The organism is Pricia antarctica, from assembly GCF_900101815.1.
Lineage (GTDB): Bacteria > Bacteroidota > Bacteroidia > Flavobacteriales > Flavobacteriaceae > Pricia > Pricia antarctica.
The window spans coordinates 1-18,982 of record NZ_FNAO01000014.1; the positions used below are offsets into that span (position 1 = coordinate 1).

Sequence of the window (18,982 nt, forward strand, 5' to 3'; positions counted from 1 at the left end):
AAAGAATATCGCTAAATTTGAGCTTAGACCGGAAGATGTCGGGTTTGGTAACATGATGAATATCAGTACTTAAAACTTGACGTTAGTTGGAAGCTGAATAAAAAAATGAAAAGACTATATATAGGGACTGTTGGAATTTTACTTATTGCTGGTTGTGCAGGACTTGAGAAAAAAGAAATCAAGTTGGAAGAGGTAGGACTTGATGACTGTATGGGAAAAAGCATAATCTTAACTATACCAACTGGATTAAAAAAAACTGACCGAAATTATTAGGAAGAAGGATTTATCATATCCTATTCTTTTACCGATTCGAGCAGCATATCTGTTCTTTGTGGTGGAAATGCCGAGTTGAATCTATCTCAAATTTCTGACGAAAATAAAATGTCGCGGAAAGAAAGAATTCTAGGTAGAACTATGATATATGAAAATGTTTCAAAAGAACGGAAAATGGAATTTGATAAAGCTTTTGATAAGATGATGGAATAAAGCCAGTGCCTAACAACCTATTCTACAGCTCATCGAAAAAAACTTCGATAACAACGCTTACCCAAATTTTCTAAACTATTGCATCCTATGAAAGCAAAAGGTATAATCTTACTCGGAATGTTGACAGTCGTTTTCTTCGGCTGCAAAAAAGAAGACAACAGATTTTCATTAAATGGCAAAATAGCTGGAAATTACAAGGGCTACATTTTTCTAAAGTACAATGATGTGCTCGATAGTTCCTTAGTAATGGACAACTCGTTTACATTTAAAGGAAAAGTAGCGTTCCCCACGGTGGGGGTTTTATACCCGGGACGACCGTCCTCGACCGATATGATGACCTTGGGGACATTAATGTTGGAAAATAGTCCGATCGATATATATGCAAAATATTCATTTAAGAACTCAAATATGGGTATGACGAAATTTTTGGATATAGATAGCATTTATGGTTCTGAAAGCCAAAATTTGAGAGACCGTTTCGAAGATAAAATGAGTGAAACGGTCCATAATGAAAAAGTCGATAGTATAAAAGGGGGTTCGCTATACAATAACCTTCACGAATTCATATCCGACAACCCCAGATCCGTAATGAGCGGGGAATATCTTGCAGGCTTAGGCAGTTATTTCAATTATCTTGACGACGATCAATTTGAGAGGCTTTTAAAGCTGATGGATACCAGTTATCAAGATAAGGGAGACCTGAACAAAATTAGGAGTCTCATCAAGCAAAGTAAGCTCTTCAAAGATGGAAATATACCACCTGACCTCATATTGCCGAACCAAGAAGGTAATATGGTGGACAGGCTATCCTTCAAGGGAAATGTCGTATTACTGGAATTCTGGGCCTCTTGGTGTGCCCCCTGTAGGCAGACCAATCCGGAACTGTTGAATGTATACGATTCATTTAGAACCGAAGGATTTGAAATATTCGGGGTTTCGATCGACAGGAACAAACAAGAATGGCAAATGGCGATAAAAGAGGATGATTTGGGCTGGCCACAGGTTATAGATTCATTACGGAGTACTGAAAAAACATATAATCTCAATTCGATACCCTTCAATCTGCTTCTGGATCGTGAAGGAAGAATAATGGCCCAAAACGTTAAGCCCGGTGAATTAAGTAAAATACTGGTCCGAGTACTATAAAACATGTGTAAAACTACTGCAATGGGGGCGTTATTAATTAAAAGTTGGAAATTGTACACTTGAACTATTAAATAGTCTACGCTAATAAACAAAATGGTGGTTTATACTACCACGAACTCATCTTTTGGATAGTTCCATAATTGGAACGTTTTAAGGGGCTACATCTTAATCTTCCTTGGCTTACTTCATCCTGCGTTAATCTGGACTTTAAAATTTATGGGTATATTTATCACTAGGTGACAGCTACCCTTCCATTGGCATTTTTGTTACAATTTCCCATCTTTAGCGTACGTTTTCGCACCAATGGACTTGATATCCTTAGTATGACCATAAAATGTTTATTTTTTTGTTCGGCGTTGCTTATTTCTTTCTCGGGCTGTATTTCCCAGAGTAGCAACGAAGTCAACAATCTCGATTTTGAAAGAAAAGGACCCGACAGCACAATGCCCAACAAATGGTATAAAATTGGAAATGATACTGTTTCCATGGATTCGATGCAGGTAAGCTCCGGCAAATATTCTACTTTGATCAAATCAAATTCTGAAGGAGAGTCTTTCGGTTCGATACTTAATATCATTGGTGCTTCTCCCAAGGGTCAAGAAGTTCGATTGGAGGGGTATATGAAACTTGAGAATGTAGAAAACGGTAATGCAGATCTATTCTTATCGATAAGCAGACATGGCTCGACCTTGGCTTACAGCGATCTGAAGAAGGAGAATGTTCATGGTACTAAAGATTGGACCAAATATAGTGTCAGTGCTAAATTACCGAAGAGAACAAGTCAGATCCACGTAGGCGGTGGGCTATCGGGTACTGGGAGCGTATGGTTCGATAATTTCAATATCTACATTGACGGGAAAAACATTTCAACTATTAAAGAGGAAAAACCGATACAAGCATCATTTGAAACTAACGATAAATTCAAAAATAGTTCAGGCATTGAATTGAAGAACCCGGACCAATCGGAAATAACCAGGCTATATAAAATCTGTAAAGTTTGGGGTCTCTTGAAATATAATCATCCGGATGTAGCAAAGGGAAAGTTCGATTGGGATTACGAACTTTTCAAGATATTACCTATAATCGATGCAGAAAATTTTGAGGGGAAATTACTTGATTGGATCAATTCTATCGGAAATCCTGGTCCTGAGACAACTCGGGACGATTATGATTATGGCGAGGTCAAACTACGATCCAATTTGGACTGGATCTCCAACAAAAGCCTTTTTACTGAAAAAATCACCCAAAAACTTGATCAGATTAAAAATAGCGCTATCGACGGCCAACATTTTTATGTCGGTTTTGATCCTTATGTAGGTAATCCAATTTTCACAAATGAATCCTCATATTCCGTTTTTGATTGGAACGATAGCGGTATCAAACTTTTGGCTCTATTCCGGTACTGGAATATTATAAACTATTTCTTTCCATATAGAAACCTGATCGATGAAAACTGGGATTCGGTCCTGAAAAGGTTTATTCCGAAAATTTTGAATACAGACGACGAACAGTCATATAAAATAACTTTGATCGAGCTGTTCTCCAAAGTAGGTGATAGTCATATCAGCAATTCCATAAATGAGCAGGGTTTCAATGATTTTTTAGGAAGTAAAATTTTGCCCATTGAAATAGAATTCGTCGAGAATAAGGCATTGATAGCCGATTTGTTGGGGATCGATAAAGATTCCAGTAAAATCAGGGAAGGTGACGTGGTTACAAGTGTCGATAATGTAGAAATCATGAAACTGGTTGAACAGAGAAAAAAGTATTATCCGTCATCGAACATATCGGTTCAATTGGCGGATATGTCAAAGGATATATTACGGACCGATGCCGATAAACTGCTTCTGACATATGAGAACAAAACCGGTTCCCATTCGGAGTATTTGAAGACCATCGATGTAAGCGAGATTGCATTTGAAAATCATATTATCCCCTCAAGCATGGAATTTGGAGGCGATATCGGATACATTAATGCCGCACAATTACGAAAAGGGGAAATACACAATTTAATGAAATCCTTTACTGAAAAAAAGGGCATCATAGTAGACCTAAGGGGTTACCCATCCGATGCTATTACTTATCCTTTAAGTGATTACTTGATGCCCGAACCAACACCGTTCGCAAGGACAACCTCTGGTAATATCAAGCCATTGGGGGAATTTACCTTTGGCAAAGAAATTTTGAGCGTTGGCAAAACTAATGTTAACTATTATAAGGGAAAAGTAGCGGTGCTGGTCGATCACAACACTATAAGTAATTCGGAGTTTACGGCGATGGCCCTGAGAGTAGCACCTAATGCTAAGGTAATAGGTAGTCAGACCGCGGGAGCGGACGGTAACGTTTCTGCATTGGTTCTGCCTGGAAACGTAAGAACAAGATTTTCTGGAATCGGGGTTTACTATCCGGATGGAGGAGAAACACAAAGAAAAGGAATAATACCCGATATTATGGTTAATCCTTCAATTCTAGGTACAATTGAAGGCAAGGATGAAATTTTAGATGAAGCACTGATATTCATAAGGCAACCAAATTAGATGCAAATCATGTTGATAAAGTATAATTAAACGATAGTCAAAATACCGTTAGATAAATGGTGAAGAATAACGGAAATAACATCGAGTACTTTGGATATCATGATGTAACGGAATTTGAACTTGCAGTTTAAAAAAACCCTAAGAAAGATAAGAGTGCAGTAAAACGAACGTTTGTTAGGACTGCTTTTAGCTCTAAAAGTTCTAATAAACCTATTCTCCATTAATAAAACTGGTAGCACTTAATCCCACCTTAATCTAGACTATCTAAACCGATTAATCAACGCCTAAAGATGTCGCTTGAAATCACGTATCTGGCTTAAAATACGAACAACGAAGATGCCCTTTCCGGTCGGTTCGTAGAAAATTGTGTGTGCCTTGTAGTTGTATCTTTTTAGTGGAGGCGCAAATTCTGAAGCACTGCGACCAAGGTCGGGATTATCCGCAAGGGTCTGTAGAAATTGGTATAACTCGGTAACATAAATATGCGTCTGTGATTCGCCCCAAGTCTCCAAAGTATAATCCACAATATCGTCGATATCGCCATTGGCTTTCGACGATAAATGATAGCTAGACATTCCCGTTGCTTTTAGTTCTGTTCTTTTTCCGGATTTTAGCAGCTTCAAGAATTTCGTCAACGGACCTGATTTTAGAGCTCATACCGCTATCATAGCCTTCTTGTATAGCCGCCTTGGTGATTAGAAACTCCCTGTTACGCTCCTCATCCAAACGAATTAGATGTCGCATATATTCGCTATCGTTCGCGAAACCGCCATTTTCAATTTGAAGCTTTATCCATTCTTCTTGAGCGGTAGTAATAGTCAATGATTTTCTGATTGTTGCCATAATCGTAAAATTAATTACATACAATATACGCAATATAACATATTATTGGCGCATAAAGTACTAAGCTTTTGTAAAACTGCTAATTTTGGCTTTTTAACAAGGGAGTAATTAATCCCACCTTTATTCAGACTTCCGGAAACCGACATTCGTTTAGGTTTGAGGGCAGTTTATCTAGACATTGCCGCTAAAAGAAAAACTAAAGCTTTCAGCTACGGCCGAGTGCCGTTTATCTATACTTCAACATTCAAAGAGAACCTGTAGCTCCGGTCTATAGGCAAGGAAGGCTAGAATATGCTTTGAAAACAATCCCAAGTTAGTATGTACACTGTTTAAATCACTTCAATAATTAATCTGTAGGATTTTTGATGGTAAGTATTTCTTTCTCGTAGTCTGTGTTACCAATCGATTCTTTTGGGGTAAATGACCTGTCAATAAAATCGGGATAAGATTCTGATTTTAGATTTAACGACGTACTTTGATATTGTAAGTTGTCCAAACTTAATCTTGGATATTGGGCAATAATTTCAGAAGGAAATTCCTTTAACTTGGTTATTGAATTAAATTCTGTAAAAATTGTCCATGCTGTTTGATCTTGACTTTGCTCTTCGATGTTTTCTGAGGTTATCCATTGGGATGAACTATATACATAATTAATATCAGCACTAAATTGAAAATCAAGAACTGATTCACCCTGAAAATTGAAATCAGGTTTTTCAGGTATGGCTAATTCGAAAGTGGGTCTTCCGTTTTTAAGGTATTGATAGCTATATGAGTCTTCTAGCATATCGATTGAAAAGAATATTTTATGTTTGTCAAAAATATCTAAGTATCCTATCTTCAATTGACCAAAAGGGAGCTGATCTTCGGATGAAATAAAGTTTTGGTGGTACGCGAAACCATCATTTCCTACATAGGCAACGTCTTCTGACAGCCCATTAATTAAGTATAGGTAATCAATTTCTTGATTAGGAAGACTGATGGTAAGATAGTTTTCGAAAAACGAAAAGTCATTGTAATCTAGTATTAAATTTTGTCCATCTTGAGTATTTTCAAAAATTTTATATTTAACATTGTTGAGTCCGTCAACAATGGTGAGGATATATCGATTTTGTTGATAAATATGGATTTCTGGTAATGAGAGTGAGTTGCTACCTCTTTGAAGATAATAAGACCGAACGGGGCTGATTGATTCCAAACTTGATAAGGTGTAATCAATATAATTCGGTACATTCTCAACAAAAAGTGAGAAACTGCCTGGTACTGTTGGGTTTACTTCTCTAGGGGTGCTAGGGAAATATTCAAGATTCCAAAAACTTTCTTTTGCAATATTAGGATAAGTGGTCAAAAAAAATCGGGAAATATTTAAACTTGGTAGATATGCACGTCTAAAGGTAGTTATTGTAAACTGATTGGGTATTTCGTTTTCCAAGGCCTTAAATTCAGTCGTACTGCCGTTTGCCAGTTGCCTATAATCTAAAAGATTTCCATTTTTATCATTGATAATTATCCATTCTTCAATGTTTTCAGGAATATATTCATCAGCGACCATTATCGAAAAATAGATGTCATTATTAGATATCTCAGGCTTCTCCGGCGGAGCTTCTTCTTTTTTACAGTTTAACAGCGCGAGCATAGTGATCGAGAGAAAGATTAGTTTGTTTGGTTTCATTATTCTAGGATTTTCGGCTCTATTTTACAGTATGTATTTGCCCCGAAATAAGAGTACTACCCTATAACGTTTTCTTTGGAATAATATTTTTATTAGCTCCAGTTATTAAAATATTCTATGAGATCATCTTGGGTTCGTCTTGATTATTATTCCTCTTTTAAACAGTTCGGTTTTAGGGGAAGCTTACAGTATGGTTTATTAAATCCTACTATTATTTAAACTTAGAAATCAAATTCAAATAGAATTTTATGGTTGACGATTCCAAAAATCATGGAAAGAAAGACCGTCATAAGACCCCAAGCACTGAAAAACGTAAGGCAACCCTTCGACCTGAAGAAGGAAATGCAATTTTTTGCGCTCGGTCTTTCCGAACCACTTCGGTCCTGCTAATATGTAAATCGGCAAAATTTAAGTATAACCTTTCTCCCCCCCTTCCACCGAAAACTTGGATATTTTTATACCGTTACCATTTAGTCAAACTTTTTACTTACGAGAAAAATTTGCTACTAATTACGTAATTCATTAATTAAACAATTATTTAGTTAACGAACTACATAACTACTTTAATGATAAGTCTCAACATCATCAGAACCTTATGCTTTATAATTTCTAAAAATCAACGTACAGCCAAAACTCGGATATATATTCTATTTAGAAAGGCGGCTTTAGGATATATTTATAGACAAACCTTACGACAGGCGAATGCCTTATTTTGGATATGGTCGGTTGAATGTATTCAATACATCTAGAATCTGAAAAATACTTATTACACAAATAGGATTTTCATAATTGGTCCATAACCATAAAAACATAGACCCTTAACTAAGGTATGCCATTGAGTAAGATTATAGGATGAATCTTTGTTTGCCGGACATCGAATCCCTCCGGCCCGCTCCTGCGGAAATCGGGCAACCTTCCACTCCAATCCTCCCCGGACGGACACGCTTCGCCGGTCCGTCCGTGAAGTCTTTCCATTGCAGTTTTGCCCGATCTCCTCGGCCGCGCAAAAGCACAAGCGGTAAAAAAACCGCTTGATCTTTCCTCTCCCTACCCACAAAAATTTGGACAATTCCCAAATCCCCTATTTTTTTCGACACCATATTAGACTAGATAAATCGTTCTTCTGTACCCATATGGTCGAATATGATTCCATATGATTTAATGACTTAAAATATTGATAATAAGATTATTATAATCAGATTTGATGTACTATATTTATCCACGTAGGTGGATAGCGAGGTGTATTCTAAGTAACTTAGAATCGTCTACTTCTTGCGAAGTGTTTTGCCCTAAAAAGCAACAAAAATGAAAGAGCGGAAAAGAGGCCGAAAACAATTGGGAGATAGAAAGCGATACCATAACGTCATGCTTAGATTCAACGATACGGAATATGAAAAATTAGGTCATATATGTAAATCATATCATCTCGATATAACAAAAAGGGGAACGATAAGTCCGCTGTTAAGAAGATTGGTTCTTAACCAAGAAGCGGAAGAAAAGGATAGGCTCCCCGATACCTCGAAACTTGCCTATCATTTCAACAAAATCGGAAACAATATCAATCAACTGGTCAAACTTGCCCACCATAAAAGTCTTAGAAGCCCTAACAGCGACCTGCAATATGAGATACGAAAAACGAACGAATTGCTATATGCTCTTTTTGAAATCATAAACGAAAAATAGGAATGATAGCAAAGCTGATTTATGGGGAGAGCTGTCAAGGAACTTTGAGGTACGTTCTTGGAAAAGAGGGCATGCAAATATTAGGTTACGGAAACGCCTTTTCCCAAAGTATATCGCCAAAGTTTTTTGAAAACGTACTGTATTTTCAAGGACAGCGCAATGCTACCAAGAACCGCTATGCGCACATCAGCCTGAACCTTCCCCACGGGGAAAACCTTAATGATAAGACCTTTCTTAAAATCTCAACAGAATACATGGAAAATATGGGATATGGAGCGCAGCCCTATATCGTCGTAAGGCACAATGATACCGAGCATGAACACGTCCATATCGTAACGACCAACGTAACGAATGATGGGAAAGTACTCCCGATTTTCAACAGCCATAGAAGGAGCATGGCGACACGGCAACACCTCGAAAAGAAATACGGTCTGACACCTGCACCATCAGCGAAACAAAAAGAACAACTCCCAGTTCACAGGTTGCCCGAGTTACAATTTGGTATGAATGCAGAAAAAGGGACGCGATATTACGTGCAGAATGTGCTAAACAGTATTAACCAAAAATACAAAGTACGCAGTTTCGAGGAACTGTCAAGACTGGTCGAGCCATATCACATTGAGGTAAAGACCACCAAAAACGAATCGGGAAGGGTAGGGGTCAAATACGGTTTGAACAACCAAAAAGGATATCGGACAAATTTCATCAACGGATCCGAGGTACACCGCAATCTAAGCGGACCGAAACTGCAAAAGGTATTCGATATTCATTCTAAATCGAAACTCCTTCCGATGCACCGGAAACGACTCTTGAAGCAGATAAAAACTACCTATGACCTTTTTCAAACCATCCATCCGAATGATCTGGAAGAAGTAGTCAAAGAATATCAGGACATCGACATCAATCTGGACAAAAAGGGAGAGGTTATCGAAGGATTTACCATCTATGACAGATCTGGCTATGTTTTTAGGGCAAGGGAACTGAGCAAAAATATCCGAATGCAAAACCGCAAGGATATTTTCGGTAACGGCAACCAACCTACACATATCGATACCGAAAGCAAACAGTTCAAACTGGAAATCCAAAAAACGTTAAAAGAGGCATTGACAACATCCTACCTGAAATCCTCGAAACAAGAGGGACTGCTATCGGAACATATCATGACCAGAAACTTTCGCGATATCGTTCCGAGCTTGATGGCCTCAAAAAGTCATAATTTCTTGGAACGTTACGTCCCAAGAAATCAAAGGACGGAATTCAGGAAAGCGATAGAAAATACCTTTCCCATGGTCAGGGAGAGATTGTACGAACTTGAGACCAAAAAAGAAAAGGAAACCTTGGAAAGCAAATTCAAGCTTATCGGCAAAGTATTGAAAAAAGAGGTTTTCAATGTCGGCACTAAACAGGGGAGTGTTCGTCTTTTGTTCCAATCCTTGGGGGTAAAGTATATTGACAACCAATTGTCCTTTGCCAAATCGAACAGGCATACCGTTCCCGTTCCCCTAAACAATTTGCCTTTTCCGAAGGAAATGGAAAAATATGTATCCATGGGATTTGTCCGCCAAAACCATCTGATGCTCGAAATGTTGGCGGAACGGTCTTCCGAAAACAGCCCCAAGCTGACGGCATCGGCTATTTTCCTGCCAATGATTTTCCCGAATCTATATGAAAAGATGAATCCCGATTACAAAAAGCAATACGAAAGTGTCGCTTTGGGTTTGTACGTAAAGAACGCGGAACGCAGGCACTCCAGCTTTGAAAAATCGGCAAAGGACTATATTACCTTGTTCAATGCCAAGGGATTCTATTTTATAAGGGGGGAGGAAGGGTTCAAGGTCAAATCGATTTATACCGATAATGGTTCAAGTTCTAACCTACCAAAAAGAACAAGTCTATACCTGAATTCGATTCCCGATGTAACTACGGTTTTACGGGAACAAAACCCCATCATCGAAAATTTGATTCGAGAGGGCAGAAACGACCTGCAAAACCTATGGGTAGGGCACCTGATGGAAGGAGGGCTATACAATAAGGCAGCCTTTTTGTTAACCGTAAAAAATATGCGACCGAACCTGCATTTGGAAATAATACAACAACACATGGACAATGGGCTTCGTGAGAGTGTGCAGCTAGCGATCAAAAGACAATCTAATTTTGAACAAAGGCGATTGCTAAGAAAAGGCGTCTATGCAATTAGTTCTTTATTGGAGAAAAGAGATAGAAAGACCGCAGAAGTCTACAACGGTTTCAAGGACGAGCTTACGGATTTCACAAAATTCAAAAAGAAAGGTATGGGGCTTGGATGGTAGATTCGGACAGTTTTCGGGAATTGGATTTGCGCCCTGACGGGCGCTTTTTTGTGGATAGGGAGAAAAAAGAAAAAAAGTCTCAAAATTTTGAAACTCTAGATTAAGAAAATTAGACGCTATAATTATGCTTCCTGTTCACTTTATTGAGCTGTTCACGAAAACGTGAACATCAATAAAAACTGAACAGGGTATTATTCTTTGAACTATAATAACTATTTTACCGATGTTCCATCCAATGTTTAGTTATTCATTAGACATTCATGTATCGATCAGAAACCAATTACGTTATCAAGAGCGTCGTCTAAATCTTTATTGATAAAGTTTTGTTGATAGTCGATGGTCGTTTTGATATCAGAATGGTTGTAAAGCTTCTGTAGGACTTGTAGCGGAATTCTATCTCCTGATATATTCCCAAAGGAATGACGGGAAACGTGCATTGTGATTTTCTTCGTTATTTCTGCTCTTTCGGCAATTTGCGTTAGATACCTATTCAATCTTTTGTTGGCCGTCTTACTAACCCTTAAAATATCTTTGGGGTTATTGGCAGCTTCTCTTAATTCAGGAAAGATATAATCTGTCTGTGAATTTTTTGTAGGGAGGTATTCATCCAATATTTTTTGAAGCTTACCATGTATTTTAAGCGAAAGGTTTTTTTGATTCTTATTCATGGTATAATATATCCGTTCTCCCTGCACGTTTGACCACTTCATTTGAACTACATCGGAAACCCGCATTCCGGCTAGATAGAAACTAAATAGAAACACGTTTCGTGTATGGTGTTGTTTTGGGTTGTCGGAAAGGTCTAGGTCTTCAATAATTTTGATTTCCTCCGAAGTAAGACCGATTTTAATAGATTTTGGAATTCTTATTTTAATCTTTCCGTCGTGGTTACCAAAAGGATAATTGTCTTTGGAGACAAGGCCCTGCTGTGAGGCTCTGTTGTGCAACGTACGTATGAAAATCAATGTGTTCACGATGCTCCTTTCGCCAACGGAATCTTTCGTGCTTCTTAAATAGGAGATGAAGCCCCGCAAAAAAAGAGGGGTTATTTCCTGAAAGGTCAATGTTTTTGCCCTTGGATATCCTTTTATCCTATTTAATAAGGGCTGCTCACAATTAATACGGGAATACTTTTTGTTTTTTTCAAGCTCGTCAAAATAGGCTTCGGCAAATGCGTAAAACGAATTACTTTCATATTTACCTGAAATGGTCTTTTTGATCTCGGCAATTTGTTTTTTTGAATTGACTTCGGACTCTAAATCTAATAACGTTCTATTTATTTCTATAACTTTAGACGATATAAAATTGTTTAAACGAGCTGAGTTCGGGTGACTTTTTTTTACCTTGCTGGTAACATCATCCCAATACTTTGGTTTAATTTTCTGACCAATATGGATATAAGTTGATTTCCTATTTTTAGTAATACGAATAGCAATAGTACATTCTCCTGCCTTATTCTCCTTTTTCCAAAGTAGTGCTTTAATCGTTGCCATTTGTTCTTTTTTTTAAAGATACAAAAATTGGTAAAACAATGTTAAAACATTTGATGGTTTTTTATGGCTTTAAATGGTTTTATTTGATTTTTAAAATTTTATAAGTAACTGACAATAAAGTATTTTAGTATTTTTAGGTACAAATCGGACAAAACTTAGGATCTAGTGCCGCAAGGTGTGAGAGTTCGAGTCTCTCCGCCTGTACAAAGGGAAAGCCGACTTTTAGGAGTCGGCTTTTTTAGTTCTGGGTAACACATGGGTAACACAAATTGATTATTTTTCAGTGGATTTTTAATGATTCTAGTTGATATCATTTGAGGTTAAAATGAATTGGGACTTTGCTTTTCCTGAGTAAGTAAATAGGTTGTCCCCAAATACTTACCATAACTTACTTGCGCATGGATCCTGTTTCGATTTTATAGTGTTCCGGTAGATAAGCGTAAAGTAAAATCGAAATAGGGCGCACACTACTTTTAATTTGGAACGCTATCTTTTTCTTTGATCCATTTGTGATACGATCGGTAGTGTTCTGGGTTTTGGTCAAAATATCCCTTAAGATTTGAAATTACCTGCTGTTTTCCTTCGGCAAATGCCCGTTCCCGAATATCGGGTGTTCGGGACACCCTAAAGGCCAGATAGGCGATGATTAGCAATGAAATGAACCAGATCGAATAATGCAGCCATACCTGTGCTTTGGGAACCGATCTAGCCTTTAATATGTGATTCTGTATGTCATAAATTGATTCTTGAACCACTTTACCCTTGTCCTTCTGCATATTTAAATGTTCAAGGAGCATTCTCTCGATTTCTGCAGTATCCGGTCTTATTTTGATGTTTTCGACATTCTGGGCTAACCTTTCCAATCTATTGATGGACTTATTGAACCCGTCCAACTCATCGCTCAGTAGTTCCATTACTTCATCAAGTTTTTTATATCCCATAGCTTTCTGTTTTAATACCCGATTCCCGTATCGATAGCCCTTTTGATTATTTTTTTGATAATGTTCTTGGCGATGCTTATGGCCAGATTGCCGCTCATTTCCACGGTTTTCCCTAATAGCTGGACCGACTTGCCTGCCTGTACTGGATTTCCTATACCCCTGTTCCGAGAAAGCAGCGCCATAATCCTCCCTCCCGACATGGAACGGTGCACCTCGCTTGCCTTGAAATTGTGTCCTTGGTATTGGAACCGGAAGCCCTGCAACTTGTTCGCTTTGTTGATGCTCGGAATAACCTCCACGTTCTTTGTTTTCATAATCTTTATGTAATCATCGAGCGTTTTTGGCCTTTCTTTTTCCATTACCTTTTGGTGAATGTTCTTTATTTCCAGACGTATTTTTATGGAATCCAGTTCCTTTTCCATTTGTACCTCCCTGACCGTGGTCAGCCCCATTTCCTTGGCCACGTTCTCGGCCGCCAATTGGCTCCGCTTTCCGATAAAGCTGTCATTATAGGCCTTGCCATCAAATCCTATCCGGTTGACGTATAGATGCACGTGGGTATGTGCCTTGTCCCTGTGGACAAAGGCGACGGCCTGATGTTCCTTTAACCGCATTTCCTTGATGAACTTTTGGGTCAGTTCCCCTAGCTGTTCCTTGGTCAGGGTCCTGCCATCTTCCCGGGTCGGGCTGAGTATAAAGCTCAGGGTATTCTTATGGCATCTTGTATTCTGTTCCTGTATCAGCTTGAACTCCTCGGTTATCTGTTGGGCGTTCTCCCCTGCCAGGTGTTGGCTAAAGACAGTTTCCGCATCTTTCTCCAGGTCCAGACCGTAATCGATGTTCGTTCCCGTGTTCCCTATTGCCTTTCCCTTGCCTATCATTTTTTTATGCTCTTGAAATTATAGAGATGCTGTCGTATTTCGTCAGCCAATTTCTCGACCTCGCTGGCAAGTTTCGGATTATGTCTGTCGAACATATTCCGGATACTGGTAAAGTTGTTTTTATACTTGACCAACATTTTATAATGGATAAGTTGTTCCACGGTCAAACGTTCTGTGACGGGATTTCCAAAGGCCGAACTACGGCAGTATTCGGAAAGGGAAATACCGGCCCGTTCCGCCCTTTTCATGAGCAATTTTTTCTCGTAGATGGAACACCTGAATTTGATGTAGGTCCTTTTCATTTCTTTTCTTCTTTGCGACCGCCGGGAGTAAAGCAAGTTTGTTTTTGTGGCAACAAAAACACATCTTGCGCCCCCTGCCCAAATCCCTTTTTAGAACTATGTGCCAGCCATTCGTTCATATCCTTGTATCCTGAATAAAGTGCCGATCTGTCTTTACAGTTTTTGGAATGTTCTATCAATTTTTGGGTGGTTCGGTTTCCATTTGTATCGTTGTCCAGATAGAGTCCAACGCTGATATAGCCATCTATTAGGTTCATCGCCTTTTGAACGAATGCCGTGGAGTTCAAAACCAAGAAATCATATTTCGATTCTAAATTTTCATTGCTATCCAAAATCGATAACAGGTCGAACATCCCTTCGGTAACAACGAGTTTGGTATTGCCGTTTTTTATATGGGTGATGTCCTTCGGCGAACTGGAATTCTTCATGTATTTGTTGCGTAGTTCCCATCCCCCCGAACCGTTTTTCAGTCCGATGGCGAAATAGCCTTTGTCCTTGAACCGATAATGGACTTCCCTGATATATTTTAGGGCAGTTGTCAGTTCAATGTTCCTTGATTTCAGATACCCTTTTAACGCAGGGTGGGTCAATGGTCCTACTTCGGTGATGGTTATTTTATTCTTGTTCCTTTCTTCCTTCCCATCCTCTTTCTCAAAAACCGGTTGCTGCTGAAAAGAAAAAGAGGTCTGGTCCTGTGCTATCAGTTGTAAAGCCTCGCTTACCGGACATAGGTTGATCAGGCATATTAGGTCGATTACGTTCCCGCCCTTTCCCGCCCCGTGGTCGTACCATCTATTTAGCCTCTTGGCCACCTTGAAAGAGGCTTGGGCCTCGGGCCGGAACGGACTGAGGTACCAAGCTTCTTTCTCCGTTGATTTGGTAGGAAAGTGCCCGAGTTTTGCCAGCGCCCTTTCGATGGGAAAAGCTCGGGCTCTTTCGCACGATAGCCCCTTTGTTCTTTTTCTTTTCATCAGCCGAATAGTTTTAATCATTTTTTTGATATTTTGATGAAAACCATTGGAAGACCCTTATTTTATTAGGTTTCTACCGCATCGTTCCTTTCATCGGTTTCATCGTTTTCATTTTTTTACTTCTTTTCCTCTCATCGTTTTATTTTTTGATGAACAAATGATGATATAACGATGACCTCTTTGGCATCGATAGAGAAAGGGAACGGCTCAATCGGTCATCGTTTCGTCAAAATTTTCGAGCAGAAAGGACTTTTCCACGGTAAAATAGCGTCCCTTGGAATCCAATAGCTGCATGGAGCCGTCCTGCCAGATCACCAGTTTTCTATAGCTCAGCGAATTGTCCCTGTTGTCCAGTTTCCACTCTTTTTTCAGCAACCTTCTGAGCTGTGTCATATCCGTCCTTATCCGCGTCCTGTTGAGCAGCTGCAATGCGTCCCAGGGGCAAAGGTGTATCTTCTCTATATCGAAATGTTCCATGCCGCCCAGAAGGATGGTGGCGAGTTCCTTTTCCGTACGGTTCCGGTTGCTGCAGACCAGTTTTATGAGTGCCGCGGTCCTTATCTGTCCGGGGGTGAACCACATCCTGGTCCTGTGCTCCGAGGAGATCTTACGGTCCCTGAGGAAATAGAGGAACGCCGGTATTTCCGTCTTCAGCATGGTCAGGAAATTGGTATGTTCCTTTTCTATGGTCGGGACCTTCAGTACCCAGAAGCGGGTCTCGTTGCCGTCGATCTTGATGAAATTATGCTCGTTGTTGCTGCAAAGGATGAACTTGCCGAAGAACTCGACCTCCCTTTTGTCCCTGCCCTTGGCCTCCAGTTTGTTGATGTTGGTCGTACTCAGGTATTTGATCCGCTCGGTCAGCTCTTCCCTGTTGAACAGTACCTCCTCGATACAGATCAACAACCTGTTCGCCCAGTCCGCATTGAACTGGCTGGCGAAGCCGTCGTTGGTCAGATAGGTCATGTTGTTCTCGAATATGGCCCTTAGCCATTTGAGGTAGGTAGTCTTACCGGTGTTCCTTTCCCTTGATACGAGGCACAGGATGGGCAGTACCTGCACCGGTCTGGTGTAGAGCAGTTGCAGATAGTCCAGCCCAAGCTCGTAATGATCGCCGAAAATATGCCGGACCATGGTGAGCGAGGTATCGATCTTTCCTTGCCTCGGTTCTGCGGTCAACGGGGAATAGGTGTTATAGAACCCTTTGTACACCTGCCTGTAATCGATATGGCTCGGGATACAGGTAAAGCCGTCGTACTTCGGCACCTTGGCCAAGTAGTCCTTGCCATGGTCGCGGCGGATGGTCTCGATGTTCCAGTGGACCAGGATCTCGTTGAAATGTCCCGCTATGGTGGGTGCTTGCACCAGTTTATAATAGGCGGTGCCCACACGTAAATAGGGTATCTTTTTCATAAAAATATTTTTTGTACCAAGGGCATTCCCTTGATTTAGGGTTAAACGAACGGTAAATGTGTTTGTGGGTACTTTACTGCCTTGTGTTTGGCATAGAATAGGCTACTTATTCGGCCTCGGTTTCCCGGATGCATTTCTGTGCGTTCCGGAGCAGCCAACGGACGATCTTCTTCTTTTCGAAGAATATCAGTTTACCATTGGGTTTTGAGTGCGGGATATTCCCCGATGAAGTCAGTTTGTACAGATAGCTTCGGGAAATTCCCGTGTAGTAAAAGGTTTCCTCGAAGGTCGGTACCTCCTTATTGGCTATTACCAGTTTTTCAAGCCGATCAAGTCGTGCAAGGATTAAAAAATTGTCCATTTGTTTCTTTTTTAGGATTACGAAATGAACAAAAGCGCTTTTGTTTTCCTTCAATAAATTGTTGGGATGAAAGTATCGAAAAGGACAGAGGAAAGCTAAATAATCAAATTATAGTTATTCACAATTAATTGATAAACAAATAGTTATATTAATTCGATTCAAATCGAACCAAAATTAATTCGGCCAATAAAATTTGGTTTTTAAACACATCAAATGGCACTAACGGATATTTTTTATAAATTGGAGGATTTCGGGTTATCAACAGTCGTTAGAAGGATGTATGTGAAAATAAACGAATTAAAAAGGCAAATGGCATATTTGGATTACTCCAAATATGCCATTTGTTCAGGCAACTCCATCAATTATAATCCAAGGAATCTAGAATTTTGAAGAACTATCGTAGCCTTCCCCCTTTTTTAGGGAAGGCTACCTTGTCATCTGAAAATAATTTAAAATACAGCCTACTTGAGTCGATTTCTTGCACATAGACCACTTCTGCAACAGCCACGTTCGTTTTACGGAACTACCCAAAAAATATGATCTATGGAAAATAACCGCCCCTAGTATCAAATATTCCTCGGTCCAAACAGCGATAAGATTTTACCAAGAAATTTTAGTACTTCTAAATTCACGATTACATATGGCGCTTAAAATCTTGCTTCTGTCCCAAAATGCGGACAATAAAGATGCCCTTTTTGGTCGGTTCGTAGAAAATCGTATGCGCTTTGTAATTATATCTTTTTAGGGATAAACCATATTCCGCGGCACTACGCCCAAGTTCCGGTTTGTCCGCTAAAGATTGCAAGCATAGCAGCAATTGTGTAACATAATCGTGTGTTTGGTTTTCTCCCCAAACTTCCAAGGTATAATCCGTTATATCATCTAGATCGTTGTCGGCCTTGAGAGAAAGAATGTAGCTATTCATTCTATTTTCTTTTTGCTTTGGCCGTTCGACGTTTTATGGCCGCATCCATAATCTCATCGACCGTTCTGACCCTGGGACTGACACCGCTATCATAACCTTCTTGGATAGCTGCTTTTGTAATCAAAAATTCCTTATTACGTTCCTCGTCCAGCCGTATTAAATGCCGCATATATTCGCTGTCGTTTGTGAAGCCTCCGGTTTTGATCTGCAGTTTGATCCATTGCTCCTGGGCTTCGGTAATGGTCAGTGATTTTCGAATTGTAGCCATAATTTCTGATCTTTATACATACAATATACGTAATTCAACATATTAAGGACGTATATACGAAAGAAATTATGACCGTAGGCTAACTTTAGAAATCCCTAGCCTCTTAAAACGTTCGTTTTATGAAACTACGATTAAGAATTAAAAACTATCCTTTATTTAAACGCTGGTTTCAAAATCTTATCATTTTTGGGGAAGCCTACACTACTTATTCAAGTAATTGAAGAATTCCTACAATGGCCTGGGTCAAGTAGAAGTCCTTTCTTCAATATAACTATTAAGTTCCTCGGTATAGTATAGCATATCCCCGACCAACCAAGGGGTGGCCTTCTACCGCAACGGCATTGGTAACAATCTCATTGATAAAGTTTTATAGGTCTTTGACCGCCTCAAGGATTTGCGCGGGAAGTTTATTCACATCCGTTGGCTTGGTGAGATAGCTTGATGCTCCTAGTTTGAGAAATTCATTTATACTTTCTCGTGAAAAAGTAGTGGAATACATGATGACCGGAATACTTTTAAGTTTTGCATCCCTTTTTAATTCTTTCAAACATTTGCGTCCATCCATGCGGGGCATGTTTACATCAAGGAAAATAAAATTTGGCAACTCTTCCGCTTTTCCTAATTGGTTGAGTGCATCCGCGCCGTCATATGCTTCAATGCATTCAGCCGAATTCAGTATTTCCGTTATTACTTCCTTGAAAAAGAACCTGTCGTCATCATCATCGTCTATGATCATAAATATTTTCTTTTCCAT

General features: G+C 39.5%; 18 protein-coding genes. 5 read left to right on the plus strand and 13 right to left on the minus strand.

The features are described from left to right. Positions 1-105: 105 nt before the first annotated feature. The 3 genes from BLT07_RS21140 (at position 106) to BLT07_RS19465 (ending at position 4,169) form a co-directional block, all read left to right on the plus strand. Entirely contained in the window at positions 106-273 is a 168-nt protein-coding gene (locus tag BLT07_RS21140) for a hypothetical protein (protein ID WP_175455379.1), read from the plus strand. 300 nt (positions 274-573) lie between these two features. Continuing rightward, positions 574-1,632 (plus strand): TlpA disulfide reductase family protein, encoded by a 1,059-nt coding sequence (locus BLT07_RS19460; RefSeq protein WP_091874033.1) that lies wholly within the window; start codon positions 574-576, stop codon positions 1,630-1,632. A 323-nt stretch (positions 1,633-1,955) separates the two neighbouring features. Then, positions 1,956-4,169 (plus strand): S41 family peptidase, encoded by a 2,214-nt coding sequence (locus BLT07_RS19465; protein ID WP_139205175.1) that lies wholly within the window; start codon positions 1,956-1,958, stop codon positions 4,167-4,169. Between the two features lie 284 nt (positions 4,170-4,453). On the opposite strand, the gene BLT07_RS19470 is transcribed toward BLT07_RS19465, so the two are convergent. The 3 genes from BLT07_RS19470 to BLT07_RS19480 form a co-directional block, all read right to left on the minus strand. Beyond that, a complete protein-coding gene (locus BLT07_RS19470; RefSeq protein ID WP_091874039.1) occupies positions 4,454-4,744 on the minus strand; it encodes a type II toxin-antitoxin system RelE/ParE family toxin in 291 nt (96 codons plus the stop codon). Further along, complete coding sequence (locus tag BLT07_RS19475) at positions 4,737-5,012, minus strand: ribbon-helix-helix domain-containing protein (protein ID WP_091874041.1); 276 nt, start codon at positions 5,010-5,012, stop codon at positions 4,737-4,739. The genes BLT07_RS19470 and BLT07_RS19475 overlap by 8 nt, the downstream gene beginning before the upstream one ends. Positions 5,013-5,358: 346 nt before the next feature. After that, positions 5,359-6,681, minus strand: coding sequence for a hypothetical protein (locus BLT07_RS19480; protein ID WP_091874044.1), 1,323 nt, complete (start codon positions 6,679-6,681; stop codon positions 5,359-5,361). A 1,305-nt stretch (positions 6,682-7,986) separates the two neighbouring features. Between BLT07_RS19480 and mobC the strand changes: the two genes are divergently transcribed. Continuing rightward, positions 7,987-8,364, plus strand: a complete 378-nt coding sequence (gene mobC / locus BLT07_RS19495; RefSeq protein WP_091874049.1) for a MobC domain-containing protein — start codon at positions 7,987-7,989, stop codon at positions 8,362-8,364. A gap of 2 nt (positions 8,365-8,366) precedes the next feature. Next, positions 8,367-10,673: a relaxase/mobilization nuclease domain-containing protein gene (locus BLT07_RS19500; RefSeq protein ID WP_091874051.1), complete on the plus strand. Its 2,307-nt coding sequence runs from the start codon at positions 8,367-8,369 to the stop codon at positions 10,671-10,673. A 269-nt stretch (positions 10,674-10,942) separates the two neighbouring features. Here BLT07_RS19500 and BLT07_RS19505 read toward each other — a convergent pair whose 3' ends face one another. The 10 genes from BLT07_RS19505 to BLT07_RS19550 form a co-directional block, all read right to left on the minus strand. Further along, on the minus strand, positions 10,943-12,166 hold the full coding sequence (locus BLT07_RS19505) for a site-specific integrase (RefSeq protein ID WP_091874053.1): 1,224 nt from the start codon (positions 12,164-12,166) through the stop codon (positions 10,943-10,945). 473 nt (positions 12,167-12,639) lie between these two features. Further along, complete coding sequence (locus BLT07_RS19510) at positions 12,640-13,107, minus strand: DUF6730 family protein (RefSeq protein ID WP_091874055.1); 468 nt, start codon at positions 13,105-13,107, stop codon at positions 12,640-12,642. An 11-nt stretch (positions 13,108-13,118) separates the two neighbouring features. Beyond that, on the minus strand, positions 13,119-13,988 hold the full coding sequence (locus BLT07_RS19515; protein ID WP_091874057.1) for a relaxase/mobilization nuclease domain-containing protein: 870 nt from the start codon (positions 13,986-13,988) through the stop codon (positions 13,119-13,121). Beyond that, positions 13,985-14,290 carry a mobilization protein MbpA gene (gene mbpA, locus BLT07_RS19520; protein WP_091874060.1) on the minus strand — a complete coding sequence of 102 codons (306 nt, stop codon included), beginning with the start codon at positions 14,288-14,290 and terminating at the stop codon, positions 13,985-13,987. The genes BLT07_RS19515 and mbpA overlap by 4 nt, the downstream gene beginning before the upstream one ends. Next, positions 14,287-15,261, minus strand: coding sequence for a toprim domain-containing protein (locus tag BLT07_RS19525; protein WP_091874116.1), 975 nt, complete (start codon positions 15,259-15,261; stop codon positions 14,287-14,289). The genes mbpA and BLT07_RS19525 overlap by 4 nt, the downstream gene beginning before the upstream one ends. Before the next feature lie 207 nt (positions 15,262-15,468). After that, complete coding sequence (locus BLT07_RS19530) at positions 15,469-16,674, minus strand: primase-helicase family protein (RefSeq protein WP_091874062.1); 1,206 nt, start codon at positions 16,672-16,674, stop codon at positions 15,469-15,471. A 106-nt stretch (positions 16,675-16,780) separates the two neighbouring features. Continuing rightward, complete coding sequence (locus BLT07_RS19535) at positions 16,781-17,035, minus strand: helix-turn-helix domain-containing protein (protein WP_091874118.1); 255 nt, start codon at positions 17,033-17,035, stop codon at positions 16,781-16,783. Between the two features lie 634 nt (positions 17,036-17,669). After that, complete coding sequence (locus tag BLT07_RS19540) at positions 17,670-17,960, minus strand: type II toxin-antitoxin system RelE/ParE family toxin (protein ID WP_091874065.1); 291 nt, start codon at positions 17,958-17,960, stop codon at positions 17,670-17,672. Between the two features lies 1 nt (position 17,961). Beyond that, a complete protein-coding gene (locus BLT07_RS19545; RefSeq protein WP_091874067.1) occupies positions 17,962-18,228 on the minus strand; it encodes a type II toxin-antitoxin system ParD family antitoxin in 267 nt (88 codons plus the stop codon). A gap of 367 nt (positions 18,229-18,595) precedes the next feature. Continuing rightward, the gene (locus BLT07_RS19550; RefSeq protein WP_091874069.1) at positions 18,596-18,982 is read right to left on the minus strand and encodes a response regulator; all 387 of its coding nucleotides are present in this window, start codon (positions 18,980-18,982) and stop codon (positions 18,596-18,598) included.

What these genes read in the sequence shown, in the direction of transcription:
- BLT07_RS19515 (WP_091874057.1), bottom strand. Translation starts at nt 13,988, where the DNA reads ATGATAGGCAAGGGAAAGGCAATAGGGAACACGGGAACGAACATCGAT.
- BLT07_RS19540 (WP_091874065.1), bottom strand. Translation starts at nt 17,960, where the DNA reads ATGAATAGCTACATTCTTTCTCTCAAGGCCGACAACGATCTAGATGAT.
- BLT07_RS19530 (WP_091874062.1), bottom strand. Translation starts at nt 16,674, where the DNA reads ATGAAAAAGATACCCTATTTACGTGTGGGCACCGCCTATTATAAACTG.
- BLT07_RS19505 (WP_091874053.1), bottom strand. Translation starts at nt 12,166, where the DNA reads ATGGCAACGATTAAAGCACTACTTTGGAAAAAGGAGAATAAGGCAGGA.
- BLT07_RS19465 (WP_139205175.1), top strand. Translation starts at nt 1,956, where the DNA reads ATGACCATAAAATGTTTATTTTTTTGTTCGGCGTTGCTTATTTCTTTC.
- BLT07_RS19510 (WP_091874055.1), bottom strand. Translation starts at nt 13,107, where the DNA reads ATGGGATATAAAAAACTTGATGAAGTAATGGAACTACTGAGCGATGAG.
- BLT07_RS19550 (WP_091874069.1), bottom strand. Translation starts at nt 18,982, where the DNA reads ATGGAAAAGAAAATATTTATGATCATAGACGATGATGATGACGACAGG.
- BLT07_RS19500 (WP_091874051.1), top strand. Translation starts at nt 8,367, where the DNA reads ATGATAGCAAAGCTGATTTATGGGGAGAGCTGTCAAGGAACTTTGAGG.
- BLT07_RS19460 (WP_091874033.1), top strand. Translation starts at nt 574, where the DNA reads ATGAAAGCAAAAGGTATAATCTTACTCGGAATGTTGACAGTCGTTTTC.
- BLT07_RS19480 (WP_091874044.1), bottom strand. Translation starts at nt 6,681, where the DNA reads ATGAAACCAAACAAACTAATCTTTCTCTCGATCACTATGCTCGCGCTG.
- BLT07_RS19525 (WP_091874116.1), bottom strand. Translation starts at nt 15,261, where the DNA reads ATGAAAAGAAAAAGAACAAAGGGGCTATCGTGCGAAAGAGCCCGAGCT.
- BLT07_RS19470 (WP_091874039.1), bottom strand. Translation starts at nt 4,744, where the DNA reads ATGTCTAGCTATCATTTATCGTCGAAAGCCAATGGCGATATCGACGAT.
- BLT07_RS19475 (WP_091874041.1), bottom strand. Translation starts at nt 5,012, where the DNA reads ATGGCAACAATCAGAAAATCATTGACTATTACTACCGCTCAAGAAGAA.
- BLT07_RS21140 (WP_175455379.1), top strand. Translation starts at nt 106, where the DNA reads ATGAAAAGACTATATATAGGGACTGTTGGAATTTTACTTATTGCTGGT.
- mbpA (WP_091874060.1), bottom strand. Translation starts at nt 14,290, where the DNA reads ATGAAAAGGACCTACATCAAATTCAGGTGTTCCATCTACGAGAAAAAA.
- BLT07_RS19535 (WP_091874118.1), bottom strand. Translation starts at nt 17,035, where the DNA reads ATGGACAATTTTTTAATCCTTGCACGACTTGATCGGCTTGAAAAACTG.
- mobC (WP_091874049.1), top strand. Translation starts at nt 7,987, where the DNA reads ATGAAAGAGCGGAAAAGAGGCCGAAAACAATTGGGAGATAGAAAGCGA.
- BLT07_RS19545 (WP_091874067.1), bottom strand. Translation starts at nt 18,228, where the DNA reads ATGGCTACAATTCGAAAATCACTGACCATTACCGAAGCCCAGGAGCAA.